We start from the raw sequence: 24338 nt of genomic DNA, 5'->3' as shown, positions 1-24338 counted from the left end.
TATCGTGGTTTGTGGCATCTAGCCAAAAACGCTTCCGGCTGTTTTCAGCTTTTGCCGGAATGCTGGAAAAGATTTGGAGTTCAAATGGCACGCCGTTATTTCGGAACCGATGGTATCCGCGGACAATCGAACGTATTTCCCATGACGCCTGATCTGGCGATGCGTGTGGGCATTGCGGTCGGGACGATCTTCCGCCGTGGCCATCATCGCCATCGCGTGGTCATCGGCAAGGATACGCGTCTTTCCGGTTATATGCTGGAAAACGCGCTGGTCGCCGGTTTCACCGCCGCCGGTCTCGATGTCTTCCTGCTCGGCCCCATTCCGACGCCCGCCGTCGCCATGCTGACCCGCTCGCTGCGCGCCGATATCGGCGTGATGATCTCGGCCTCGCACAATCCCTTCTCCGATAACGGCATCAAGCTTTTCGGACCGGATGGTTACAAGCTCTCCGATGAGCTGGAACTGGAGATCGAGGACCTTCTCGACAAGGATATCTATGCGCAGCTTGCCAAGCCGAGCGAGATCGGCCGCGCCAAGCGTGTGGATGGCGACATCTACCGTTATATCGAATTCGTCAAACGCACCCTGCCGCGCGATGTGACGCTGAGCGGACTGCGGATCGCCATCGACTGCGCCAATGGCGCGGCCTACAAGGTGGCGCCCGCTGCGCTCTGGGAACTCGGCGCGGAAGTCGTCACCATCGGCAATGAGCCGAACGGCATCAATATCAATCTGGAATGCGGCTCTACCCACCCGGAAGCGCTGCAGAAGAAGGTGCATGAAGTACGGGCCGATATCGGCATCGCGCTCGATGGCGATGCGGATCGTGTCATCATCGTTGACGAGCGCGGCGAGATCGTCGATGGCGACCAGCTGATGGCCGTCATCGCTGATAGCTGGGCTGCCGACAACACGCTGCGCGGCGGCGGTATCGTGGCGACCGTCATGTCGAATCTCGGTCTTGAACGCTTCCTGGGCGACAAGGGCCTTACCCTTGCCCGTACCAAAGTGGGCGACCGTTATGTCGTCGAACACATGCGTAACCACAATTTCAACGTTGGCGGCGAGCAGTCCGGCCATATCGTGCTGTCGGACTATGGCACGACGGGCGATGGTCTTGTTGCGGCCTTGCAGGTTCTCGCCAAGGTCAAGCGCTCCGGCCTCACGGTCAGCGAAGTCTGCCGCAAGTTCGAGCCGGTGCCGCAGCTTTTGAAGAATGTCCGTATTTCCGGCGGCAAGCCGCTGGAAAACCCTGTCGTGCAGCAGGCGATTGCGGATGCGGAAAGCGCATTGGCCAATAATGGCCGCCTCGTCATCCGTCCCTCCGGTACGGAGCCGCTGATCCGCGTCATGGCAGAAGGCGACGACAGCGCGAAGGTGGAGCAGATCGTCAACGATCTCGTCGGCGTCATCGCCAATGCCCGCTCGGCGGCGTGAACTTCCGCAACAGTAACGCCTGAAAAAGCCGGCTCCGCAGCCGGCTTTTTCTTTGAGTATTTCCTAATAAATATAGTGAATGATCGTGGTTAATCGGGACTTAACCATTTTACGCCAATCTCCGTGACTGAACAGTTCACTGGCATCTGCTGCCGAAACCGCACGTGCCTCTTCTGGAGTGGAAGTCATGAAAAACGCCCTGGCCGGATTTCTGGCCGTCCTGTTGACCGGTACCAGCGCTATCGCTGCCGATCTTTATCAAGCCGAGCCCGCACCGGCCTATGTCGAGGCCCCCGAAGTCGAGATTACCCAGGCAAGCGGCTGGTATCTGCGCGGTGACGTCGGTTATTCTTTCAACAAGCTGCGCGGCGCTCACTATTATCAGGGCGGCCCCGGCGGCTATCTAGCGGATTTCGAAACCGCGAAGATCAAGGACAGCTACATCATCGGCGCCGGCGTCGGTTATCAGTTCAACAACTATTTCCGCAGCGACTTAACCTTCGACTACATGGGTAAGTCGGACTTCCGTGGCTCTACTCGTGGCTATTGCGGCAACGGTGCTGACTGCGTCTCGACGGACCTGAGTGCGCTGAGGGCCTACACGCTGATGGCGAACGCCTATGTCGATCTTGGCACTTATGGCCGTGTCACGCCTTACGTGGGTGGCGGTATCGGCGCATCCTATGTGAAATGGGACAAGCTGCGTAACACGTCCTGTGCAACGGACGGATCTGGCTACTGCGACCCCACCACGGAACATGGCGGCAAGGGCAAATGGCGCTTCGCCTACGCTCTGATGGCCGGCGCATCCATCGACGTCACCTGTAACCTGAAGGCCGATATCGGCTATCGTTTCCGCCATATCAACAAGGGCGATATGTTCGCTTATGAGAATGGCGGCGGTCCGGGCCGTGACAAGGGCCTTTATTCGCATGAAGTGCGCGTCGGTGGCCGTTATGTCTTCAACGGCTGCGATACCGCGCAATACATGCCGCCCGCCGATATTCCGTTGCAGCCTGCCGTTTATAAATAAACGTCACGCACCGCTGGTACTTTCAGACCGTCCGCATCCTCCGGGTGCGGGCGGTTTTGTTTTACCGGCATCTGACACGGGGCATGACGCATATGGACCAAAATTCTTCTGCGTAGCGACATATTCCGCTTGACTGGGATCGGCGAGAGGAATAGCAACGGCGTCAGGACACTCCACCCTAACGTGGAGCGCCTATCTGGAAGGGTAGTCAAATGACAGATATCGTGAAGCCGGACGTCCGTCCGGGCAATGCGCATTTTTCCTCTGGTCCCTGCTCGAAGCGTCCCGGTTGGTCGCTAGATGCTCTCTCCGATGCGCCGCTCGGTCGCTCGCATCGCGCCAAGGTTGGCAAAGCCAAGCTGAAGCAGGCCATCGATCTCACCCGTGAAGTTCTGAACGTTCCTGCCGATTATCGCATCGGTATCGTTCCGGCATCTGACACCGGCGCCGTTGAAATGGCGCTCTGGTCGCTGCTCGGTGAACGCGGCGTCGATATGCTCGCCTGGGAAAGCTTCGGCGCTGGCTGGGTCACCGACGTCGTCAAGCAGCTGAAGCTGAAGGACGTCCGCAAATTCGAGGCCGATTACGGCCTGCTGCCGAACCTTGCCGAAGTCGATTTCGACCGTGATGTCGTCTTCACCTGGAACGGTACCACCTCCGGCGTTCGTGTTCCCAATGCCGATTTCATCCCGGCTGACCGCAAGGGCCTGACCATCTGCGACGCCACTTCGGCGGCCTTCGCACAGGACATGGATTTTACGAAACTCGACGTCGTCACCTTCTCCTGGCAGAAGGTTCTGGGCGGTGAGGGCGGCCATGGCGTCATCATCCTTTCGCCCCGCGCTGTCGAGCGTCTCTTGAGCTACGCGCCGGCATGGCCGCTGCCGAAAATCTTCCGCATGGTTTCCGGCGGCAAGCTGATCGAAGGCATCTTCACCGGCGAAACCATCAACACCCCGTCCATGCTCTGCGTTGAAGATTATATCGACGCGCTGCTGTGGGCGAAGAACCTCGGTGGTCTCAAGGCGCTGATCGGCCGTGCCGATGCCAATGCCAAGGTTATCTACGACTTCATCGAGAAGAATAACTGGATCGCCAACCTGGCCGTCAAGCCGGAAACCCGCTCCAACACCTCCGTCTGCCTGAAGATCGTCGATCCCGAGGTGCAGGCGCTGGATGTAGCCGCGCAGGCTGATTTCGCCAAGGGTGTTGTCGCCCTGCTCGAAAAGGAAAATGTCGCCCTCGATATCGGCGCTTACCGTGACGCCCCGTCCGGTCTGCGCATCTGGGCCGGCGCGACCATCGAGACGGCGGATATGGAAGCCGTCATGCCCTGGCTCGCCTGGGCCTACCAGACGCAGAAGGCAGCACTTTCCAAGGCTGCCGCCTGATTTTGATACCGGCCCTGCGCTGATGCAGGGCCGCATATTCCCCGCTTTCAAAACTGCACCGTTTTTCAAGGAGCCCGTGAACCATGGCACCTCGCGTACTCGTATCCGACGAACTGTCGGAAACCGCCGTCCAGATCTTCCGCGATCGTGGCGTCGAAGTCGATTTCCAGCCGAAGCTCGGCAAGGACAAGGACAAGCTTGCCGAAATCATCGGTAACTACGATGGTCTCGCCATCCGCTCCGCCACCAAGGCAACGGAAAAGCTGATCGAGGCGGCGACCAACCTCAAGGTCATCGGCCGCGCCGGCATCGGCGTCGACAATGTCGATATTCCGGCCGCCTCGCGCCGCGGTATCATCGTCATGAACACGCCTTTCGGCAACTCCATCACGACAGCGGAACACGCTATCGCGCTGATGTTCGCCGTCGCCCGCCAGCTTCCGGCCGCTGACAGCTCCACGCAGGCCGGCAAGTGGGAAAAGTCGAAATTCATGGGTGTCGAAATCACCGGCAAGACGCTTGGCGTCATCGGCGCCGGCAATATTGGCTCCATCGTCTGCTCGCGTGCACTCGGCCTCAAGATGCATGTTCTGGCCTATGACCCCTTCCTGTCGCCGGAACGCGCGCAGGAAATGGGCGTGACCAAGGTTGAGCTGGACGAGCTGCTGGCGCAGGCTGATTTCATCACTCTGCACGTGCCGATGACCGATAAGACGCGCGGCATTCTCAATGCAGAGAACCTTGCCAAGACCAAGAAGGGCGTGCGTATCGTCAACTGCGCCCGTGGCGGTCTGGTGGATGAAGCGGCCCTTGCAGATGCCATCAAGTCCGGCCATGTCGCTGGCGCCGGTTTCGACGTGTTCGAAGTCGAGCCCGCCACCGAGAGCCCGCTTTTCGGCCTGCCGAACGTCGTCTGCACGCCGCATCTCGGTGCTTCGACCACGGAAGCGCAGGAGAACGTCGCCCTTCAGGTTGCCGAGCAGATGTCGGACTACCTCGTCAAGGGTGCGGTTTCCAACGCCATCAACATGCCGTCGATCACGGCTGAGGAAGCACCGCGCCTGAAGCCGTTCATCCGTCTCGCGGATGTTCTGGGCTCTTTCGTCGGTCAGGTGCAGGAAAGCGCCACCAAGGAAATCGAAATCCTTTATGACGGCGCAACCGCCAGCATGAACACCAAGGCACTGACCAGCGCCCTGCTGGCCGGCCTGATCCGCAGCCAGGTTGCGGATGTGAACATGGTTTCGGCCCCGGTCATGATCAAGGAAAAGGGCATCATCCTCTCCGAGGTCAAGCGCGACAAGACCGGCGTTTACGACGGCTACATCAAGCTGACGGTCAAGACGGAAAACCAGATCCGCTCGGTTGCCGGCACGGTGTTCTCGGATGGCAAGCCGCGCTTCATCCAGATCAAGAACATCAACATGGATGCCGATGTCGGGTCGCACATGATCTACATCACCAACACCGACGTTCCCGGCATGATCGGCTTTATGGGCACCACGCTCGGCGAGGCTGGCGTCAACATCGCCAACTTCCAGCTCGGCCGTGAAAAGGAAGGCGGCGACGCCATCGCACTTCTTTATGTCGATGGCCCGGTTTCCGAAGTCGTGCTCGACAAGCTGCGCGCCAACCCGGCGATCCGCCAGGTCAAGCCGCTGACCTTCAACGTCGACTGATCTTATCGTTCCTCCCAAGGGGACAATAAGGCCCGGCGCAGGGGAGACCCTGTGCCGGGTTTTTCGTTTTTCCAGTGTCTGTTTCGTCGTAAAATAAGGACGACTATCGCATTGGTTGCATATCACAAAAAATTTAAGCCAAGTGGTCTAAAAATGATGATCATGAGTTGCTATATCGCCTGCTGACATGCCGCTCATGGGAGGGCGGCCAACAGGAGATAACGATGTTTGCTGCCTTTCGGCGCTTCAAGGGTTTGTTCGCAGTCGCCGCGCTTGGTATCGCGGTGTCTTTCGTGGCGGTTGATATGGCGGAAGCGCGTCGCGCCAGCGGCGGTTTCGGCAGCCGCGGCACGCGGACCTATTCCGCTCCGCCTTCGACCAGCACCGCACCTGGCCAAACCGCGCCGATCAACCGCAGCATGACGCCCAACACCAATCAGGCAGCGCCGAGCGCTGCTCAGCCCGCCCGTCCGGGCGCGCAGGCGCCGCAGCAGAATCGCGGCCTGTTCGGCGGCATGATGGGTGGTTTGATGGGCGGCCTGTTGATGGGCGGTCTGTTCGGCATGCTGCTGGGTGGCGGTTTTGGCGGCATGGCCGGTTTCTTCGGCATGCTGTTGCAGGTGGCGCTGATCGGTCTTCTGGTCATGCTCGCCATGCGTTTCTTCGCCTCGCGCCGTCAGGGCCAGCCCGCTTATGGCTCGGCCGGCGGGTCGCAGCGCACGGATCATTCCGGTTCCTCCTATAATGGCGGTTCGCAGGCGGGTTCTGCCGCATCCTCGTTCAAGATTCCGAAGATCGGCGCGCTGGCCGGCGCTGCGGGCGGTGTGGCCGCCACTGCCGCAACGGCAAAGCCTGCGCCTCATGCCAACGCCATGTCGGAAGGTGATGAAATCGGCATTACCCAGGGCGATCTCGAAACTTTCCAGAAAATGCTGGAAGACGTGCAGGCCGCCTATGCCGCCGAGGATTATGGCACATTGCGCAAGCTGACGACGCCGGAAGCCATGTCTTACCTCGCGGAAGAACTGAGCGACAACGCCACGAGCGGCGTGAAAAACGACGTGCGCGATGTGACGCTGCTACAGGGCGATGTTGCCGAAGCATGGCACGAAGAGGGCCAGGATTATGCAACGGTGGCGATGCGCTACTCCGCCATCGACGTGATGCGCGACCGCACCTCCGGCAAGGTGATCGAAGGCGACGAGCACCAGCCTTCTGAAGCGGTGGAAATGTGGACCTTCGTTCGCCGCCCCGGAAAAGACAACTGGCAGGTGGCCGCTATTCAGGCGGCTGCCTGACGAATCGGAACGTGTTTAACGGATAAAGGCCCGGCGGTTTGGTGACCGCCGGGCCTTTGCTCGTCTCACTTCCAGAAAGCATGGTCACGCCGACGCTCGCTCCGCCAAGGGGACAGCAAGATGCGGTCAAAAAACGACTGATAAATCTAACGGGTGATATCTCCCCCGCTCATCGGCGGTGAATTCCGCTTCGCCCTGCTATGCAAGGCTTTGAGCCCTTCTTGTCGCGGCATGTTGCCCGCGCATGGCTCATCCGCTTCACGGAATTGCCTTTTTTTATTCATCCGGCATTCAGTCCCTGCATCCTAACCAGAATGCATACACGTCAATGTGACTTTTCGCGCCGGTTCTAAACCGCTTTGGAAAGGGAACCTCAGGCGCAAAACAGCGTTGACAATCCAATCCCCGGCCCCTCCCAAGCCGGGCTGGGTGGCTGGGCAATGCAGGCCCTGCGAGAACGGAGAGCTATCGAGATGAAACGCTTTGACCTGATCGACGGGATGCGCGGTTACTTCCTCGTCTTCATGCTGATCAACCATCTGGTGTTTGCCGGGGGCTTCTGGCTGGTGGAAATCAATCACCGGCAGTTTGCCTTTGTCGAGGACGCCCAGGGCTTCGTGTTCCTGTCCGGCCTGCTGATCGGCATGGTTTATGCGCGCAAGATGATGAAATACGGCTATGATGCCGGCAAGCAGATGATCTGGAACCGGGCGCTGGAACTCTATCGTTACGCGATGGGTCTCGTCATCGCCGTGCTGTTCTTCCGCATGGTCATCCCGCATGCACCCTATATCTGGTACAACTGGCTCGGCATGACGTCGTTCGACGATCCGCTGCGACTGGCGGCGATTGCGACATTCCTGTTCCAGCCGACCTTCATGGATATTCTGCCGCAATATATCGTCTACATGATCTTTGCGCCGGTGCTGGTGAAGCTCTGCCTCGATGGCAAGTGGGCCTATGTCATGGCCGGCTCCCTGCTGGTCTGGATGGCCGGCCAGCTTGGCCTGCAGCAGATCGTGACGACCCCGCTCAACGAACTCGTGAAGGGTGCGGACGAGCAGGGCATTCGCGTCAGCTTCAACCTGCTCGGCTGGCAGCTCGTATTCTATTCAGCGCTGGTGATGGGCGCGATGACGGCGCAGAACCGCATCCCGTGGAAGGCGATCTTCTCGCCTGAGCACACGTGGCTGCCGAAGGCGGCGCTCGTCATCTGCCTGTTCTTCATGCCGCTGCGCATCGCGACAGCCTGGGGCCTGATGCCGGAATTCATGATGGGCAAATTTTCCACCATGGAAATCCGCGCCGATTTCGGCCCGGTCTATCTCATCAACTTCCTCGCTGTCGGCGTCGGCCTGACGTGGCTGGTGATCGCAGGTCCGAAGCACCACCGTCCGCTCGTGCGTTCCATCGCCGAAAGCGTCATCTGGGTGCTGTCGCTGAAGTTCCTGCAATTGCTCGGCCGCCATTCGCTGCAGGTCTATGTCTGGCACGTGGCGATCGTTTATGGCGTCTATTATCTGGATGGCCGCACGGCGGAACTGTCTCAGCTCAACAAGACGCTGATCGCCTTCACGGCTATTGGGTTGCTGGCCCTGCCAGCCCTGTGGCGGGAGCGCGACAAGTGGTTCGGCAGCAGCGGCCAGAAGACGGCCGGCGCCTGAGGGCCGGGTCCCAGCCCGAATCTGACGGCTTTGCGGGGCGGTTTTCCGCCCCGTACTTGCGTGCGCGGCCATTCCTTTCTATATGCAGCCCTTAAATCCGCAGGATGACGAGACAGGACGGCCCGATTGATGGCCAGGTTTCTCGCGGCGGATGACCGACAGGCGGCGGGGCCTTTACCCCCGTTATGACTGACGATGGGAAAAAACGTGAATACGCTCGATTTTGACAAGAGGCCGGAAGATACCCGGATCGTTGTCGCCATGTCCGGTGGCGTCGATTCTTCGGTGGTGGCCGGTATCCTCAAGCGCGAGGGTTATGATGTCCTCGGCATTACCCTCCAGCTCTATGACCACGGTGTTGCCGTGCACCGCGCGGGCTCCTGTTGCGCGGGGCAGGATATAGACGATGCGCGCCGGGTCTGCGAAACGCTCGGTATTCCCCACTACGTGCTGGATTACGAAGCGCGGTTCCGCGAAACCGTCATCAACCCCTTTGCCGAAGCCTATGCGATGGGCGAAACGCCGATCCCCTGCGTGGCCTGTAACCAGACGGTAAAATTCGCCGATCTGCTCGCCACCGCGCAGGAGCTCGGCGCCGATGCGCTGGCGACCGGCCATTACATTCGTTCGCGTCCCAATCCCGTTTCCGGTCAGCCGGGGCGGCGTGCGCTTTATCGGCCGATCGACAGCGACCGTGACCAGAGCTGGTTCCTGTTCGCCACGACGCAGGAGCAGATCGACTATCTGCGCTTTCCGCTCGGCGGCCTCTCCAAGGCTGAAACACGGGCACTGGCGGAAGATATGGGTCTTGTCGTCGCCAAGAAGGCTGACAGTCAGGACATCTGTTTCGTCCCGCAGGGCAAATATACCGATATCATCAACAAGCTGAAGCCGAATGCGGCATTGGCAGGCGATATCGTCCATCTCGACGGGCGCGTGCTCGGCCGCCACGATGGTATCGTGCATTATACGATCGGCCAGCGCCGAGGCATTGGTGTCGCGACGGGGGAGCCGCTTTATGTCGTGCATCTCGATGCACGCGGCCGCCGGGTCATCGTTGGCCCGCGCGAGGCGCTGGAAACCCGCCGGGTCTATCTGCGTGACATGAACTGGCTGGGTGACGGCGAGCTGGCGAACGATGCAGGGCAGGGCTTTGCCTGTTTCGCCAAGGTGCGCTCCACCCGCCCGCCGACGGAAGCGATGCTGCATGCGGACGAAAACGGTATCTATGTGGACCTGATGACCGGAGAGGCCGGTGTCGCTCCCGGTCAGGCCTGCGTGCTTTATTCCGCACCGGGGGCCGATGCCCGCGTTTACGGCGGCGGTTTCATCGAACGGTCGGAACGCTCGGCGGAAGCCGAGGCGTCGCTGAAGGCGCTTCTGGAAAAGCCGGTTGCCGCCTGAAACCATTCGCTTTTTGCAGCGATGCGGAAAGCGAATTTTTTGCGCATCTTGCGCTTGACACCTTGGGGAGCGGCACCTTATAAGCCGCTCATCCTGATGGAACGGCCGGTCACATGACTGTCACGTTTCCCCTGTGGCGGGGTAGCTCAGGTGGTTAGAGCAGCGGAATCATAATCCGCGTGTCGGGGGTTCAAGTCCCTCTCCCGCTACCACTTTCCTTCATGCGAAAAATCCAAACCGAACGATTATGCGCCCATGTTTCATTGTACCCTGTAGCGCGTTTTCGGAATTTTGACACGAGAAATCGGAATTCGTGACAATTCCGAAAGGGGCGTCAAACTCCAATTGAAGACGCTTTAAGTGGCCTTCGAAGCGGTCTTGATTACTTCTTATCGGGCAGAGTTCCGAAAATGCGAAGGCAAACTGTTTCAACCGTTGGGAGGGTTCCTGTCGCCACAAAGGTCTGCCCTCTGCCCTTCGTCGTCATAGATTGATCGATTTGGGGTTCGTATGGGTCCGCGCTCATAGCGGCGAGGATGCGGTTATCATTGTCTAGGAAAACAAAGTCGCCAGAAACCCGGACGGTTTGTGTGCTCCGATTGGCAATTGAGTAAGTCGTTTCCAACTGCGTCATATCGGACAAAATATCCTTCACTTCCCTCACCGAGAAATTGTTTACGGTGAACCCGCCTTCGTCTACCGAAAACTTTTGAAATTCCGACATCGGCATGCAGATTGCCGAGGAAGGCGTCGCTTGCGACGCGCGGTAAGGCGCATCTTCGGCTCCCGCACTCAAAGGCACAGCGGCCAACAGGATCGACAGTGAAGAATGACGCTTGAATGTCGACAAGACAAATCCGCCAGCGAAGATGAAAATAAACTTGAGAAAGCTCGTCATTGTGTCCCTTCGCCGATGTCATAGCACGCTGGTTGTAACGAGTTAGAAATGACCCGTACAGAGGAGCTACGTGGGCAAAAACAAGCTTGCCAGCCTGCGCTGCCGAAGAGGGTAAGCAGCGCAGATCGGGTCGTCTAAATCAATTGCCGGCTTCGAGGGCGGCAATTCGCTCGGCTAGATTTTTCATGCTTCCGTACTTCGAGATCACGTCACCGTCGGGCGTAACTATGACGAGGTTCTCCGTGTTCTGAGCATTCGTGATCCTGATGCCGGATGGCCCCGCCTGGACAACCAGATGACCGTCGAAGAACTGGTCACGGTAAATGGCGGCGTCATGTTTTCCGTTCTGCCTGAACGTGATCCTGTTTTGAGGCGATACGATCATCGCAGAATCAGAGAAGGACGAACCTCGGAAGTCAATGCCGAAGGCGGCTTGCTGGTGCCCGACGCCGATAACGGTTCCATCAGCCGAGATGCTCTCCGGAGAAATCGTCAGGCCATTTTGCCAGCGACCTTTGCCGTTGCCTTCCGTCAGGACTTCTAGGGCGTTCGTATTCCGCCCACCAAAACCGACCACCTGAATGCCGACTTTTGAATGGTTCGGGTAGACGCCATCGAGGCCGGCATTGAGAACATCGACTTCCAGTCCGATCAACTGGCTATCCTGCGATTGCCCGCCGGAGCGAGCTGAGAAGAAACCGCCCCAAACCCTAGCATTGTTGACGACCGCTGACGCATCACCCCAAATGCCCACCGCGTTCGTGTTGGGACGTTTGGAAATGACCTCGCCAATGAAGGTCTGGTAGTGCTCAAGCGGTGGCCCGTCTTCCAAAAGATGGGAAACGCCCGCGTATTGCCCGACAGGCCGGCCGCCAAACTGATGGTAACCGTAGGTCGATTGGTCCATCACCGAACAGCGTGGATGTGCGCCACCGCACAGGAATTTTCCTGTCGCGTTCGTCTCCAGTTCCTGGGCGGTTGCAGCGCTCCCCCAAATTCCGGCGACTACGATGGCGAGAATGCCAAAAAACTTCATTGCATGTGCTCCCTCAGATTGAAAAGTTATCAGCAAATTGCAGCCGGTTGGTCAACCGCAAGTGTATTTCGCGCGCCGCTTCAACGGCGCGTGGTCAAATAATCCGGACGTGATTGACGATGAAAAAGACTAGCCACCCCGCCCCGCCAAGGAGGGCGATGACGCCGCAGATCAGGCCGAAAATGGCCAAGTAGAAAATCGCGGTCATGTCGGGGATCATTCTGCATCTCCTGTCCAGGAGATGGCCGTGATGTCTTCGAGCGTCTCCGCCGCCATGAGCTGTTGCGTCAACGTATCGAGTTTCGTCTGGCAAGCGACGACGTGGGCTTTACCTGCCCGGCCAGCGGCAATGATTTGCGATGCTGTGTGAGCACGAAAAGCCCATACCCCGGAGGCGTCCGCGCACCAGAACGGCGTCGTCCATCCATCTGGGTTACTTGGAATTAGCGCATCCGTAACACTGCCCATCATGTTCAGTTGAGCCGTCACGTCCGATGGATAGGTATGCATTGACCCAAGGGCATCAGAGTCGTAGTCGCTGACGATGGCACCACCACAACATGCTTGCAGCGTGGCCAACACGAAATCGCGCGCTTCTTCGATTGCAGGGGCCGCGTTCAACGCTTCGAGAAGCTCGGCGGTTGTCGGCTGGATCATATTGAGCGCGTCCAGCGCTTCGTCCCAAAACGTGATGACAGGCTTATCATCGACGATCGCGACCGCGACAAGTCCGCCATTTGGCTTCTGGAACGACCAGAAATCCAGATCGCCTCCGGCCGCCAGATAACGCTTATAGATCAGTTTCAGCATAGGTAGCCCTCACTGTGTCCGGAGAATAGTCATTGAGGCGGCGGCGATGTTCCCGCTGCTGAAGGTGCCTCCAGAGGAAATGGCTTCAAGGCCGGTGAGGATCAACGTGTCGCCTACCGCCACGTCGATTGCTCCCGAACCGGTGATGTAGCTTGTGACTGGTGTGCCAGCGATCAGCGTCTTGTCGTCCCCGAACTGGCAGACCGTGATCTGTCCGCCCGTGCCGTTGTTCTTGACGATTGAGCCGAGCGACGAGACGAACTGCCCTGTCGGAGTTCCGGTTACGCTGATCTGCATGCGCCCTGTGATCGTGTAACGACCGGCCTGCGTGAATGTGAACACAGACCCAGCAATCGTGCCGAACTGACTTGCTGAAGCGGAAGTTGCCCAAGGCACCGCGTAGGCGACATTGTTGAGCGCCAAGGCTGTGTTCAGTGAAGAGACTACGTTTTGATATCCACCAATACCTGTCAGCGTACTTGGATTAGGGTTGGTCAAAACGGCGCTGTTATTGAAGATGATGAAACGGGCGAGCTTGGGAATTTCGCCGCCCGTCAACGCGGTTCCGTCCGCGAGAGTGATCGGGATCGCGCCCAGCCCGTTGATGTTGAGGGTGGCCGCAGCCGTGTTACTGTTTACTACCCGGAGATTGACGGACATGCCATCCACGTAGGCGGGCGGAGTTGGCGTCAGCAAAGCCGTCAACACATTGGCGGTGCCACCGGCCACGGCGTAGCGCCACTTATCGGACTGGACATCAAGCGCCAGCTTTTCGACGTATGTGCCGGCGATACGCTCGAATACACGCCCATCGGGCAGACTGATGCCATGGCCGTCCGGTGGCGTCAGGTAGGTCCACACGGAACCTGTCCATTGGGCGATCTTGCCGACGTTACCCGCCCAGATGCCGGTCGCGCCGGTCGGGATCAGGTAGGCATCACCCGCTGATGGTGCGCCAGGCGCGATCGAAAGCGTCATGGAGTTGACCGCCAGCCATCGGCGGCTGCGGATTTCGGAAGCCAGCCCGAGGATTTGCAAGGCCTGCCAGAGTTGTGTCCAGTCGCCTTCGCTCGGGGCAAGCCCGGCCTCCGTGACAACCTTCAGGATTTCTTCCTGCGCCATGTTGAGCCATAGAGCAGTGACTACAGTGCCTGCCGTTCCGGTCACAAGGTTTTCGTCGCGGAAGCCACGCCGGCCGCCGCCAATATCGATAGTGTCAGCGCCATTGATGCGATCCATCAGGCTTCTCCGTACTTGAACACAAGGGTGGTATGGGCGGGCTTGTAGCGGCGCAGAACGCACTCGATCGACGAGACCTCGAACGAACCGAGGCGATGGCCGGCGCGGCTTGCGCCTGCCCGAAACTTCGTGACCGACACGACGCCCGGAATGTTGACGCGCCAGACGAACTGCGATCCGTCCGGGCGCAACCGCTGGCCCGCACGCAGGACACCGGCTCGGCTCGGCCAGAATTCCTCAATCGTGATCGTCACGCCGAGGGCGGCGGCAACCGATACAAAATACGGGATGGATTGCCCGCCTCGGGCCGTCCAGCGCTGGAAGGCGAGCTGGCGGCGCTGCTGTACGGTCAGGCCGTCTTTGTCGCGCCCGCAAGGGTCGGGACCAAGGCAGCGCTCGAAGTCCGAAAGCAGCTTGTCCGCCAGACGCGGGTCCGTCTCGTTCATCATCGCTTCGGCAGCAGCTTCCGCGTCTGCGATGGCCTCGGCGATCGCGCCGAGGAGGACGCCCATGACGCCGCCGCGATAGCGCAACGCCCAGCCGATCGGCAGCTTCGAAAACAAGTTTTGAAGGATCGTTGAGGAAGTCCTGGACATGTCTTAAAGCCTCCTCAATCCAGCCATGTGATTTCGGTGGCGATCGGGCATTCCTTGGTGCCGAGCGTGTATCTGGCGGCAGGTATGGTCAGATCGTGCGAATATTCACCATCGGCGGCCGAGATGGCTTCCGAGATGCGCGAAGGCTCGATGGTCGCGCCGATCGGGCTTTCGTTCTCCATGTCGTCTTCATCGCCGATGGTGGCAATGAAACGATCATAGGCGAGCTGCACCGCCGCCCTGGTCAAAGCGCCATCCGGACGAAGGCGCACGCTCACTGGCACCTCGACCAGCTCGGCCGCGACGGGGATAACGCGGGCGGTAACGGGCCGGACGCCGGTCTGGCTGCCCTGAGCGCCGACGTAATTGCCGATCGCGGTCAGCTCCAGTTCGGTCGGGACACGCGGCGTGCCATCATCATTCCTCAGGGCGATGACAAGGCCCACGGAGCCGCGACCGATCCAGTCCTCCACGACTTTCACGGCATAGACGCTCGCGACGTTGCCGACCCATGCCTGATAGTCCTGGGAAGAACCGCCCATGGGTGGCTCGCGGATGCGCTGAAGATAACGCACCTGGACTTCTTCCGGCTCCTCGTCATCAGCGCCGCCTGCAAAGGCTGTCGCGACGGTGACCTTCGAAATCTCCGGATATGCGGCAAGTGTCGAAAGCTGCACACCGCTTTCCAGATTGCCGGCGCTGCCGGCAGTGACCGCCTCGGCCGTGACGGCGACGGTGCCACCGGCCGCGATCGTGCCGCCCGAGGTGGTCACGTAGGTGTTGGTGGCGGTCGATGTCAGCACGATGCCGGAGGCCAGAACGGTTCCGGCCACACCTTCGATCGTGACGGAACCGACTGCCTTTGTCGCCGGACGTGGCTCGATGCCCCAGATCGAGGCATGGCGAAGGATCATCGTTTCGTCGTCGGCGCTGTCCGGCATCCACTGCCGCGCCCACCATGCGATATGGTCGTGCGTCTCGCGCACTTCCGGGGCCACCGCGCTCCAGATCACCGCGAACATGCCGCGTGCCGAACGGACGGCGCGGGAAATCGCCTTCACGTCGGCCTCGGGATAAATGCCGAGCAGGATCACTTCAGAGGTGGCAGCGAGGCGGGAAAAGATCGTTTTCGCTGCGGGGACAGGCCAGACCATTACGCCACCTTCCGCGTCAGTTCGAGCGTGACATCCTCGACCAGGACACGATAGGCGAGCACGCCATCTCGCAGCCACCAGACTTCGATTTCTGCCGGCGTTCCGGTATCGGTCTCGGCCCAGCCGAGGCCCTCGGCGAGATAATATTCCGCGAGCTGGCGGGTGGTCTCGGTTTCCTTGGCGCGTTCCAGCAACCACATCTTGCAGCCCGCCATGTCGCCGGCAGCATTGAGACCATCGAGGAGCGCGCCACGGCGCTCGGAGAAGGAAATGGGGGCCAGAAACTGCGACCGGCCTTCCGGCAGTTCATCGTCCGGAGAGGCGCGGCGATCTAGGCCGACCGAAAGCAGGACCGGCGTCACGGACGTTTCGTCCAGGACCAGATTGAATTCGTCATCCAGCACCAGATCGCAGCAGCGCCGCGTGGCGTCATAGGTCAGGGCAAGGTCGAAAAATCCGGTCATGGCGCGAAATTATCGCGCGCGCGCAAGCCTGATCAGGCCCGCCGTGGCGGGCGGTCAGCCGCCAACAGGCACACCACTAATGCCACCGCCTGGCACAACATCCGTGTGTTTGTGCGTCTTGTCGATCACGACGCCGTCGTGCCTGATGCTGCCGCCACTGATGCTAAGCCCGTCGGCATCCAGCGTCATCGTCACGCCGCCCACCTTGAAGGTGATGGAACTGGCGGCCTGCGCCTCCATGCCGCCGCTGGCCTTGACGATCAAGCGATCGCCGAACTTGTTGCCGATACCGACATCGCCTTTGCTCAAGCCGCCGATGCGTTGCGATGGATTGGCGAGCGGCAGGATGACCATATCGCCTTCGTCGCCGCCGACCGCCAGCGCCACGCCGACTGCGCCGTCATCGTCGGGAAACGAGAGCAGGCCATACGGCAGCATAACTTCCAGATCATCTCGCCAGACGCCTTCCGCCACCTCGGCCGAGGCCGTCTGCATCTGGCCATCATCCTTGATGTCTTTCACTGTGACGCGACGGATCAGGCCGCGCACCTTGTTGACGATCTCGCTCATAGGGCCTCCGCCGTGCCGTCCAGCGGGCCGGAACTCTTTTTCGCGGACTTGCCCTTTCCGGCCTTGTCTGTCCGGCGCTTGCCCACCGGCTCCTTGTCGAAGGCCTCGGCCGAGCAAACGGAAATATCCGTGGTGATTTCGTCTGCCTCGGAATAACGGACAGCGGAAATCAGCAGATCGCGCTCGATGCCGAGGAAGGCATCGGAAACGGACACCACCTGGTTAACCGTCCAGAGCTGGCCGTTCACCTCGTGGCCTTTGACCGTGTAGGTCTGCTCGTCACCCTCGGCGCGAGACGTGCGATTGCGCCAGTCGGCTTCGTCCTGGGCGCTGACCGCGCCCGCCTTGCTGCGTGCGAGATGGACGATCGGGCGGTAACGCCTGATCTCGGCATCATCCGCCCTGCCAGTCGCGACGGTTCCCTTGCGCTCGCGCTCGCGGGCCGAACCGTCGCCGTCGTTACGGCTGTCCGCACCGATCGGCTCGGCTGTGGCATCAAGGGCGGCGGCGCTCCGGGCTTTGCCGGACCGTTCCGACTGGCCGCGCACCACGGTCTTGCTATAGCGGTTCGCGGTGCTGAAATTTGCCCTGATGCCGATCACGTTACCCGGAAGACTAATCCCATCGGGCGCACGCGTCTTGCCCGTTCGGGTGATGACGATGTTGCCGACACCATCCGAAAGGATGAGGACGCTTCGCTGTCTCGAACCTTTCTCGATCGCGGAAAAGGCGGTCTCGCCAAGGTCGATCGAATAACGGTCGAAGGTCTCGCCGGTGTCCACTTCCGTCCGGACCTTCAGGCCGAACGGCTCGGCGATTTTTGAGGCTGCGGCCTCCAGTTTGACGCCCTTCAGCTCGGCCGGACCTTCCGCCAGTGCGGAACAGTCAATGAGATCGCCGGTCTTGTCGCGCCCTGAGATCGTTACAGAGGCGTTGCCGGGACTAACATCCGGGGCGACAGTTTCGACATGGCCTATCAGAACCGTCCGTTTTCCGATCATGATCTTTGCCTGCATCTGAGGGTGAAGACGCGGCAGGTTCGGCATCGAGGCGAAAGGGAACGTCGCTTTGGACGCCTCGCCATCACGAAACGTGAAGCTGAAGCTGCCAGAAAAGTCCTTCAGGTCGCGGGTGACTTCGCCTGATGTCCACTGATCATAGGCCGTGCCATTGAGAAAGAGCCTGATGCTTTTTGCCATCAACCACGCTCCAGAAACTCTATATCGCCGGCAGGCAATTGCGCCGGGTGCGATGGATCGTTGCGGGCGACAATATCGGCATAGACGGTTTCGAGCAGTGCCGGTGTATCGCCGGAAAGATGCTGGGCGACCAGCCATGCGTCGGCATCGCGATTGACCGACAGGCGGCGCACGGACGGCAGGCGGCCGATCACCTCATTGAGATCGGAGACAATTGCGGCCGTCAGCGATCGCGCAGCAGAAGAGAACGCCGAACTGGCGGCCTGCATCGTGTCGGGCGACTGCTGCTCGACCTGGTCAACGAGTGAGGCGAGTGCCGAGGTCATGGCGGCGCGGTAACGGAGCGCTTCCTGCCGCGACACGAAATCCGCATAGGAGGATTGCTCGGCCGTCGCCGCGAGGAACTGTCCGGCCGCACCGGCCAGCAACAGGGCGTCAATTGCGGAAGGTGCCTTGCCCGCTTCCGTCAGCAGTCCCGAGGCGATGGAAAGACCGGCGCTCATCAGCGCCTGGGCGCTGGGCGTCGCGGCTACCGTTGTCGTCGCGGGTGCCACAGCCGGAACCTCAATCGTCTGGGCAATGACCGACGCAGCCGAGCTGGCCCATGTGTCGAACGCGACAGGCGAGGATGGCGACGACGCTTCCAGCGCCGAGCGTATCTGGCTGACGGCCGAGCGAGCGTCGGGACGCGCCGTGATGGAATCGGCGACTGAGGACGTGACGCGCCGGCTGCGAATGGTCGCTGCGGTTCTGGCGCTGGAAATGACCGTCAGCGCGATCGAGGCGGCGAGCGAGGTCACAGCGCTGGTGAAGCTGATGAGCGCCGAAGGCAGAAGGCCACCGGAGAAACCGGAAGCCGAAGACGATGGTGCGCGCTTGAACCGGGCCGAAACCCGGATAACCCGCAGTTCCCGTTCCGAGAAGCGGATTTGCGCCGGCTCTTCCATGATGACCTGCATCGGGCCAAGCCACGGGTGAATGAGCAATGCAGGACCGGGCGTCTCGAAGGCTTTGGCGAGGAGCTGCGCACGGGTGCGGTAATCGTCACCGACATAAAGCGCCTCGATACTGATGCCAGAGGGACCAACGCCGAAATCGTCATAGGCGGCGGGATCGACACCCGGAAACAGGTATTCGAGAACCCGCCGTCCATGGTCGCTCGATACATCGACGATGGAGAGCGGAATGCCGCGATAAACACCCGGCAGCAATCCTTCAGCGGCATTGAGGCTGTCGAGAAGCATCAGGGCCTCCCGACAGCGCGGCCGGTGTTGACGTTCGGCGACGGCGACGTGACGGTCGTTGTCTGGCCGACAACCTTGCCGGGGCCTTCGACAACAACCTTCGCTTCGGTGTTGACGTTGAGCTGCTGTGGTGCTGCCGGCGCGGTTGGCGACGCCTGTGCCGGCAGGACACCATTCTGGTTGGCGGGCAGCACGCTGTTTCGACCAAAGCGCGTCATGTTGCGCTGGCCGGACACGCCGAGCGCGTTCGAGACGCTTTCAATGCTGAGCGCATTCTGCACTCTCTCAAGCGCCGACGCGACGCTGTTCCACGCCTCGGCAATACCCTGCGGCACAAGGGCGCTCCAGTCGATGCCGCGATTGATGGCTTCCACCAGTGATGCGATACCGTTCACGACCCACTCAATGGCTTTCGCAACGTCCTCCAGGACCATGACGGCCGCCAGCACTGTCTTGCCCGCCAGATCGCCGAGGAACGACATGATGCCGGAAAGCATGCCGGTTATCTTGCCACCTTCGCCGAGGCCGACAAGTTCCCGTATTGCCGTAGCCAGACGCATGAAACCGTTGGCGATGCCGCCAATCGCTTTCAGAGTGCCGCCCGCCGCTTCGCCGATCGGCTCCAGCCACTTCGCAAAACCGGAGCCAAAATCCCGGATCATTCCCCAGGCCGTGGCGATGCCATTCAACGCAGCATCGAGAACACGGAACGCGGCGAGCTGCACATCGCTGATCGTCAGGCCGGAGAAGTCGAACTGGAGATCGAGGCCGCGCATGAAGCCGGACACGAAGGTCTTCAGGTTCTGCCAGCCGGCCGTCACGTCCTGAAGCGCTCTGCCGAGGCCAGAACGGATGATCGGGCCGAAGCGGTTGACGATCGCGGTTCCGACCGTCATGGCGTCGGCATAGGCCTTGCCCATGCGGTTCCACAGTTGCGACAGGCGCGGCGCATAGCTTGACCAGTTGCGATAGACGTAGACGCCAGCGGCCGCGATGCCGGCGAGCGCGATGCCCACCGGGCTGAACAGCGCGGCCAGAACCGACAGTCCCGCGCCGATCGCGGGCAAGACCACGCCGAGAACGCCGAGGCCGGCCGCCGCCAGGACAGCCACGCCAGCAAAGGCGAGGCCCTGCTTGACCATGCCGCCAGTCGCGGTGTCCAGCTCGCGCAACCATTTGAGGCCGTCCATCAGATAACCGTTGATCGCCGGCATCCAGGTGCCGAATGCAAGGCCCACTTCGCGGGACGCCTGCGTGCCGATTTCGCGGAAGATGGTGAGCTGGCGATTGAGGCCCTGCATCTGGGTTTCGAAGTCGCCATCGATGGCGCTGCCTGTCGCCTTGGCGACTTCATCCTTGATCGACTTGTATTCGTCGATGTTGCCGAGCATGGGGATCAGGAAGTCCATCACCTGCATGTCGGAGAACAGTTCGCCGAGTTTGCCAGCGCCATAAATCTTTTCGAGCTGCTCGCGCACGGATGCCAGTGCATCGGCGTCGGACATGCCGGCATCCTTCGCTTTCTTCATCAGGCCCTGAATTTCCTTGCTGGAAACGCCGGTAAGCTTCGTGATCTTCTGCACCACGGCTTCGATCGGGTTGATGCCTTTCGTCACCGCGTCCTGCATCACACCCTGGATATCGACGCCCATGTCGGCAAAGTTCTTGACCGTGGTAGGCGCAAGCACTTTCGAGAGGAAGTTTTTCAGATTGTTGGCGGCCTCGGCCGGATCGGACGTTCCCTTGCGGGCGATCTGGAGGGCAGCGCCGAGGAAGTTGATTGCTTCACGGCCGGTCACGCCGAACTTCGCCATCTGCCCGGTCAGCGTCGGGAAATAACGCGACATGTCCTTCAGCTCGAAGGAGCCGAGCTTGCCCGCCGTTACCAGCGCCCCGAGGGCATCATCCAGTTGATCGGCCGGAAGCTTCAGTGTGGTGAGAAGCGACGTGGCGACAGACGCCATGTCGTTCATCTCGGCATTGGCGGCAGTGGCGGCTCGGCTGATCGATCCGATCGAGCGGTCTACCAGCCCGTTATCGACGCCGGCGGCGATCATCTGCCCCGCGCCTCGTGCAACGGTATCGGAAAGCTGACCGACATCGAGGGCGAGCTGCTCGAATTTCGCTTTTGACTGATCGACGAACGCAAACGCCGCCTGTCCCGTCAGATTTGACGTTCCGGCTATGTCGATCAACTGCTGCTGGAAAGCTGCGGCCTCCTGCATGGGGCCGAGGAAGGAAATGCCGGCAACCGCTGCGCCGACAATACCGATCTTGCGGGCGGCGCTGGAGATGCCGTCAAGCGCACCTCTAAGACCGCGTAAAGGCCCGCTCAAGAGGTCCTTGAGGCGAACGATGACATCAAGGTTCATGTTCCGGTTGGCCATGCGCGCGCCGCTCCAATCTGGCGGCAAAATATCGCGCGCACGCGAACCAATTCAGGCCCGCCTCAACGGGCGGTGCCTGAACTAGCCTTGAGCAAGGTCGTTTACGTGTTTTCGGTATGCCTGGATGCAGTTCCACCACATCCTTACCTGATCGATCGTCATGTCGCCGATCTCGGCCGCGCTGAAGCCGGAGCCGTCAGCGAGGCCGCCGAGCATTATCGGCCAGTCGTCCGACCACTCGTCAAAAAATGGTTGAGTACCCGGCCGGCGTCCGTGATGTCTTCGAGGTCGAGCTTTTCATACAGCTTGTCCATGACCATCTGCGACAATCGTGTCGAGCAGGAAAAGGCAACCGACACCTGTTTTGCGTCTGACGCGCTGGCGATACGCTGCTGATCAGCGCCGCGTAGACGATGAAACGTGAGAGCGTCGAACTCATCCTCCCAAGTCTTGCCGTCTTTCTTGCGCCCCACGACCTGAGGATACAACAACGGCAGCGTGACCGAACCGTCAGCGTTCTGGATTGCGCGCTCCGGAAGTCTGTCGCGTGGATCTGCGTCTTCATCCACAACGTCAGAGCGACCGCTAATCCCTTCCTCCACATTGCCCGCAGCCGTAGTGGTGATCGTACCATTGGAAGCATCTTCGTCCAGGTCGATGGTGATGTTCTTCGGAGTGCCCATCAGATAAGCTCCTCGCCCGCAGACGCGGCCCATTTGAGTTCGATCTTGCCGCCTTCGCCGCCCGTGACCTCGGGACGGTCATCCACGAGGAAGGCATCGTTGAAGACGAATGTCTGGCCGGTGTCGCAGAGCACCTGCAATTCTCCTTCGCCCGGGTCCAGCAGATTGCCAAGGCTCTGGCCCGCTTCGAGGTTGGTGGTGGCGGTAATCTGCGATCCCTGAAACTCCTGGGCGCGACCAACCTTGCGGCCATAGGTCACGGCGTTGTTCTTGATACCGCCCTGGCGAAATTTCGCACCCTTCTCGACGGGGATGTTACGGCCCCGCCAGATGATATCGACGATGCCTAATACCTGTGTCATCGTTCAAAAGCTCCTGTTAAACCTGAAATTCGAGACGGGCGGCGAAGACCATGAGATTGCCGACAACCACCACCTGTTGGCGGGCTTCCAGCCGGTTGCGATCATCGCTCGACCGTTTGAAGACGCTTTCCCTGAGCGTGCGCTGCACGTCCTCGATCCAGACCTTTTCGCCGTAAAGCTTGCATCGTGCCGCCCAAGAGCCGGCCATGCGTTTCGGCGTTACCACCGCCGTGCCGGGGTCTTTGTCATCGTCATGGCGGGATGCGAAGGCCGCATCAGTGTCGTCATCCACGAGTTTCGAGCGCGGATACATCAGATTGATGTACACGGACCAGTCATAGCGGATGCGGCTCATGGTGACAGGCACCATGATGTCGAGCCAGGCGCGATCATCGACGTCAAGCGTCGTCTTCTTGTAGGTCGTGATCATACGCGAGATCGTGACCGAACCGTCAGACAGGCAGTCAAAGGTGGAAATGCCGGCGCGCAGCAGCAGATCGGGTTCGTTTGCCGATTCGAGGAACTGATCGGCCTCATCCGGAGCGTCCACACCCGGCAGTACCAGCGACTTCAACTGGCGGGCCGGATCGTTCGTCAGATAGAACGAGGCGACACCAAGCGCCGAGGCGGCCATCGCCCAGGATGACGTCGGGCTTCTATTCAGGCCGGCCGCAGTCAGGAATGGCGAGTTGGTCAGGTTGCCGAAAGTCGTCAACTGGCCATAGGTCCCGCGCTTGAACACGAAGCCGTGGCAGTCGAGCTTCGAGGTCGCGAGATAGCGCACCCGCAGCCACTCGGCCGTTTTCGCCATGTTCGTTGCATCCGACCATGGATGCGTGATCTTGGTTGCCCAGGTGCTGGCGAGAAGATCGAGCGCCGGCTGAACGTCCGGATTGCCGGAGCCGCCCGCCATTGCGACGACGGCGCAGGTCAAACCGGCCGGAAGCGGCTGAACCTTGGTATCGACGCGCAGATCGATCTCGTTGCCGACCTCGCCACCATGGCGGGCCGTGACGGTGACCACGGCTGCGACGGCCGCTGCGGTCGCGACCATGTCGAGATCGGCATTGATGGCGGCGGCAAGCTTCGTCGCCAGTGCTGCCGGCGCATCGCCGGAAAGTGCGGTCATGCGAACCTGCCGGCCGCCGATCTTGAAGCGCAACACGACGGAACTGCTGGGAGAGCCGGCAAAGGTGAAGGTGCCGGTTGCCTTCACGGCGTCCTCATCATCGACAAGGCCGATGACGAAAAGCGGCGCGGTGCGGTTCGCCTTTTTGAAATAGGCGACCTGTTCAGCGCCGATCGAGCCACGGCCGAAGAGTGCGATTGCCTGATCGGCGCGGGTGATCTCCTGAATGGCACCGGCAGCGAGTGTGCCGGTGGCAAGCTTCTGGCCAATGATGAAGACTTTTTCCGGCCAGGGCAGAATGCCGACATTGCGATAGTTCGGCCCGATCTCGATCAGGGTCGCAGGTTCGAGGCGATCGACTGGGATTTCGTTGAAATCCATTACTTGTCTCCTTCAGACTTCTTGGTCGTGGACCGCTTGGTCTCGGCGGCGGTTTCGGCCGGTTCCTCGATCTGGGTGAGCTGCGGCGCATCGGACGATGCAGGCGCTGCGGGCTGGGCCGCGTCGGCGGGCTTCTCGATCAGATCGCCGTCAGCGATGCGCCGGCGCGTGAAAAGCGTGTTCGGATCGGGCAAGCCTTCCTTCGGCCATTCAGTGCCGTCCAGAAGGAGGACCGTGCGGCCCTCGGCCGCGATGAGTGTTTTCGTGGTGGCCATGGCCG

General features: G+C 60.5%; 23 protein-coding genes and 1 tRNA gene. 8 read left to right on the top strand and 16 right to left on the bottom strand.

Annotated features, from left to right (window positions below; translation table 11 throughout):
* Nucleotides 1–84 precede the first annotated feature (84 nt).
* The 8 genes from glmM to FGF54_RS18620 all read left to right on the top strand — a co-directional run bounded on the left by glmM (nt 85) and on the right by FGF54_RS18620 (nt 10118).
* Nucleotides 85–1437, top strand: coding sequence for a phosphoglucosamine mutase (glmM, locus tag FGF54_RS18655; RefSeq protein ID WP_003523248.1), 1353 nt, complete (start codon nt 85–87; stop codon nt 1435–1437).
* Nucleotides 1438–1624: 187 nt separating this feature from the next.
* A complete protein-coding gene (locus FGF54_RS18650) occupies nt 1625–2470 on the top strand; it encodes an outer membrane protein (protein WP_142780728.1) in 846 nt (281 codons plus the stop codon).
* A 212-nt stretch (nt 2471–2682) separates the two neighbouring features.
* On the top strand, nt 2683–3861 hold the full coding sequence (locus FGF54_RS18645; protein WP_142780727.1) for a phosphoserine transaminase: 1179 nt from the start codon (nt 2683–2685) through the stop codon (nt 3859–3861).
* Nucleotides 3862–3944: 83 nt separating this feature from the next.
* Complete coding sequence (serA, locus tag FGF54_RS18640; RefSeq protein ID WP_080854268.1) at nt 3945–5540, top strand: phosphoglycerate dehydrogenase; 1596 nt, start codon at nt 3945–3947, stop codon at nt 5538–5540.
* A gap of 224 nt (nt 5541–5764) precedes the next feature.
* Nucleotides 5765–6838, top strand: coding sequence for a Tim44 domain-containing protein (locus tag FGF54_RS18635; RefSeq protein WP_142780726.1), 1074 nt, complete (start codon nt 5765–5767; stop codon nt 6836–6838).
* Between the two features lie 473 nt (nt 6839–7311).
* Nucleotides 7312–8502 (top strand): OpgC family protein, encoded by a 1191-nt coding sequence (locus FGF54_RS18630; RefSeq protein ID WP_142780725.1) that lies wholly within the window; start codon nt 7312–7314, stop codon nt 8500–8502.
* Between the two features lie 207 nt (nt 8503–8709).
* Entirely contained in the window at nt 8710–9906 is a 1197-nt protein-coding gene (gene mnmA / locus FGF54_RS18625) for a tRNA 2-thiouridine(34) synthase MnmA (protein WP_142780724.1), read from the top strand.
* 135 nt (nt 9907–10041) lie between these two features.
* Nucleotides 10042–10118: transfer RNA gene (locus FGF54_RS18620), tRNA-Met, on the top strand.
* A gap of 170 nt (nt 10119–10288) precedes the next feature.
* Here FGF54_RS18620 and FGF54_RS18615 read toward each other — a convergent pair.
* From FGF54_RS18615 to FGF54_RS27325, 16 genes are all read right to left on the bottom strand, one after another.
* A complete protein-coding gene (locus tag FGF54_RS18615) occupies nt 10289–10804 on the bottom strand; it encodes a hypothetical protein (RefSeq protein ID WP_142780723.1) in 516 nt (171 codons plus the stop codon).
* A gap of 139 nt (nt 10805–10943) precedes the next feature.
* A complete protein-coding gene (locus FGF54_RS18610; RefSeq protein ID WP_142780722.1) occupies nt 10944–11840 on the bottom strand; it encodes a hypothetical protein in 897 nt (298 codons plus the stop codon).
* A gap of 94 nt (nt 11841–11934) precedes the next feature.
* Nucleotides 11935–12060 (bottom strand): hypothetical protein, encoded by a 126-nt coding sequence (locus tag FGF54_RS27740; RefSeq protein WP_256366672.1) that lies wholly within the window; start codon nt 12058–12060, stop codon nt 11935–11937.
* Nucleotides 12057–12650: a DUF4376 domain-containing protein gene (locus FGF54_RS18605; RefSeq protein WP_142780721.1), complete on the bottom strand. Its 594-nt coding sequence runs from the start codon at nt 12648–12650 to the stop codon at nt 12057–12059. The genes FGF54_RS27740 and FGF54_RS18605 overlap by 4 nt, the downstream gene beginning before the upstream one ends.
* A gap of 9 nt (nt 12651–12659) precedes the next feature.
* Nucleotides 12660–13889: a DUF2793 domain-containing protein gene (locus FGF54_RS18600; protein WP_210247439.1), complete on the bottom strand. Its 1230-nt coding sequence runs from the start codon at nt 13887–13889 to the stop codon at nt 12660–12662.
* On the bottom strand, nt 13889–14485 hold the full coding sequence (locus tag FGF54_RS18595; protein ID WP_142780720.1) for a YmfQ family protein: 597 nt from the start codon (nt 14483–14485) through the stop codon (nt 13889–13891). The genes FGF54_RS18600 and FGF54_RS18595 overlap by 1 nt, the downstream gene beginning before the upstream one ends.
* Before the next feature lie 14 nt (nt 14486–14499).
* Nucleotides 14500–15639, bottom strand: a complete 1140-nt coding sequence (locus tag FGF54_RS18590) for a baseplate J/gp47 family protein (protein ID WP_142780719.1) — start codon at nt 15637–15639, stop codon at nt 14500–14502.
* Nucleotides 15639–16103, bottom strand: coding sequence for a phage GP46 family protein (locus tag FGF54_RS18585; RefSeq protein WP_142780718.1), 465 nt, complete (start codon nt 16101–16103; stop codon nt 15639–15641). Before FGF54_RS18585 ends, FGF54_RS18590 begins: the two co-directional genes overlap by 1 nt.
* Before the next feature lie 54 nt (nt 16104–16157).
* Nucleotides 16158–16673 carry a phage baseplate assembly protein gene (locus FGF54_RS18580; protein WP_142780717.1) on the bottom strand — a complete coding sequence of 172 codons (516 nt, stop codon included), beginning with the start codon at nt 16671–16673 and terminating at the stop codon, nt 16158–16160.
* Nucleotides 16670–17872, bottom strand: a complete 1203-nt coding sequence (locus FGF54_RS18575; RefSeq protein WP_142780716.1) for a phage baseplate assembly protein — start codon at nt 17870–17872, stop codon at nt 16670–16672. The genes FGF54_RS18580 and FGF54_RS18575 overlap by 4 nt, the downstream gene beginning before the upstream one ends.
* Nucleotides 17872–19116 carry a DNA circularization N-terminal domain-containing protein gene (locus FGF54_RS18570; protein ID WP_142780715.1) on the bottom strand — a complete coding sequence of 415 codons (1245 nt, stop codon included), beginning with the start codon at nt 19114–19116 and terminating at the stop codon, nt 17872–17874. Before FGF54_RS18570 ends, FGF54_RS18575 begins: the two co-directional genes overlap by 1 nt.
* Nucleotides 19116–21503, bottom strand: a complete 2388-nt coding sequence (locus FGF54_RS18565) for a phage tail tape measure protein (RefSeq protein ID WP_142780714.1) — start codon at nt 21501–21503, stop codon at nt 19116–19118. The genes FGF54_RS18570 and FGF54_RS18565 overlap by 1 nt, the downstream gene beginning before the upstream one ends.
* A 215-nt stretch (nt 21504–21718) precedes the next feature.
* Nucleotides 21719–22186: a hypothetical protein gene (locus FGF54_RS18560; protein ID WP_142780713.1), complete on the bottom strand. Its 468-nt coding sequence runs from the start codon at nt 22184–22186 to the stop codon at nt 21719–21721.
* A complete protein-coding gene (locus FGF54_RS18555; protein ID WP_142780712.1) occupies nt 22186–22548 on the bottom strand; it encodes a phage tail tube protein in 363 nt (120 codons plus the stop codon). Before FGF54_RS18555 ends, FGF54_RS18560 begins: the two co-directional genes overlap by 1 nt.
* A 16-nt stretch (nt 22549–22564) precedes the next feature.
* Nucleotides 22565–24058, bottom strand: coding sequence for a phage tail protein (locus FGF54_RS18550; RefSeq protein ID WP_142780711.1), 1494 nt, complete (start codon nt 24056–24058; stop codon nt 22565–22567).
* Nucleotides 24058–24333: a DUF2635 domain-containing protein gene (locus tag FGF54_RS27325; RefSeq protein ID WP_168208139.1), complete on the bottom strand. Its 276-nt coding sequence runs from the start codon at nt 24331–24333 to the stop codon at nt 24058–24060. Before FGF54_RS27325 ends, FGF54_RS18550 begins: the two co-directional genes overlap by 1 nt.
* Nucleotides 24334–24338: the final 5 nt, after the last annotated feature.

The organism is Agrobacterium sp. T29 (assembly GCF_006970545.1).
GTDB lineage: Bacteria > Pseudomonadota > Alphaproteobacteria > Rhizobiales > Rhizobiaceae > Agrobacterium > Agrobacterium leguminum.
The sequence above is the reverse complement of the archived record's forward strand: the minus strand, read 5'-3'. Positions and strand labels throughout refer to the sequence as shown.

Coding starts and splice junctions, on each gene's coding strand:
- FGF54_RS27325 (WP_168208139.1), bottom strand. CDS start 24,333: ATGGCCACCACGAAAACACTCATCGCGGCCGAGGGCCGCACGGTCCTC.
- FGF54_RS18650 (WP_142780728.1), top strand. CDS start 1,625: ATGAAAAACGCCCTGGCCGGATTTCTGGCCGTCCTGTTGACCGGTACC.
- FGF54_RS18560 (WP_142780713.1), bottom strand. CDS start 22,186: ATGGGCACTCCGAAGAACATCACCATCGACCTGGACGAAGATGCTTCC.
- FGF54_RS18615 (WP_142780723.1), bottom strand. CDS start 10,804: ATGACGAGCTTTCTCAAGTTTATTTTCATCTTCGCTGGCGGATTTGTC.
- FGF54_RS18610 (WP_142780722.1), bottom strand. CDS start 11,840: ATGAAGTTTTTTGGCATTCTCGCCATCGTAGTCGCCGGAATTTGGGGG.
- FGF54_RS18635 (WP_142780726.1), top strand. CDS start 5,765: ATGTTTGCTGCCTTTCGGCGCTTCAAGGGTTTGTTCGCAGTCGCCGCG.
- FGF54_RS27740 (WP_256366672.1), bottom strand. CDS start 12,060: ATGATCCCCGACATGACCGCGATTTTCTACTTGGCCATTTTCGGCCTG.
- FGF54_RS18565 (WP_142780714.1), bottom strand. CDS start 21,503: ATGGCCAACCGGAACATGAACCTTGATGTCATCGTTCGCCTCAAGGAC.
- FGF54_RS18600 (WP_210247439.1), bottom strand. CDS start 13,889: ATGGATCGCATCAATGGCGCTGACACTATCGATATTGGCGGCGGCCGG.
- FGF54_RS18585 (WP_142780718.1), bottom strand. CDS start 16,103: ATGACCGGATTTTTCGACCTTGCCCTGACCTATGACGCCACGCGGCGC.
- FGF54_RS18550 (WP_142780711.1), bottom strand. CDS start 24,058: ATGGATTTCAACGAAATCCCAGTCGATCGCCTCGAACCTGCGACCCTG.
- FGF54_RS18605 (WP_142780721.1), bottom strand. CDS start 12,650: ATGCTGAAACTGATCTATAAGCGTTATCTGGCGGCCGGAGGCGATCTG.
- FGF54_RS18555 (WP_142780712.1), bottom strand. CDS start 22,548: ATGACACAGGTATTAGGCATCGTCGATATCATCTGGCGGGGCCGTAAC.
- FGF54_RS18630 (WP_142780725.1), top strand. CDS start 7,312: ATGAAACGCTTTGACCTGATCGACGGGATGCGCGGTTACTTCCTCGTC.
- FGF54_RS18570 (WP_142780715.1), bottom strand. CDS start 19,116: ATGCTTCTCGACAGCCTCAATGCCGCTGAAGGATTGCTGCCGGGTGTT.
- FGF54_RS18580 (WP_142780717.1), bottom strand. CDS start 16,673: ATGAGCGAGATCGTCAACAAGGTGCGCGGCCTGATCCGTCGCGTCACA.
- FGF54_RS18595 (WP_142780720.1), bottom strand. CDS start 14,485: ATGTCCAGGACTTCCTCAACGATCCTTCAAAACTTGTTTTCGAAGCTG.
- FGF54_RS18645 (WP_142780727.1), top strand. CDS start 2,683: ATGACAGATATCGTGAAGCCGGACGTCCGTCCGGGCAATGCGCATTTT.
- FGF54_RS18590 (WP_142780719.1), bottom strand. CDS start 15,639: ATGGTCTGGCCTGTCCCCGCAGCGAAAACGATCTTTTCCCGCCTCGCT.
- FGF54_RS18575 (WP_142780716.1), bottom strand. CDS start 17,872: ATGGCAAAAAGCATCAGGCTCTTTCTCAATGGCACGGCCTATGATCAG.
- serA (WP_080854268.1), top strand. CDS start 3,945: ATGGCACCTCGCGTACTCGTATCCGACGAACTGTCGGAAACCGCCGTC.
- glmM (WP_003523248.1), top strand. CDS start 85: ATGGCACGCCGTTATTTCGGAACCGATGGTATCCGCGGACAATCGAAC.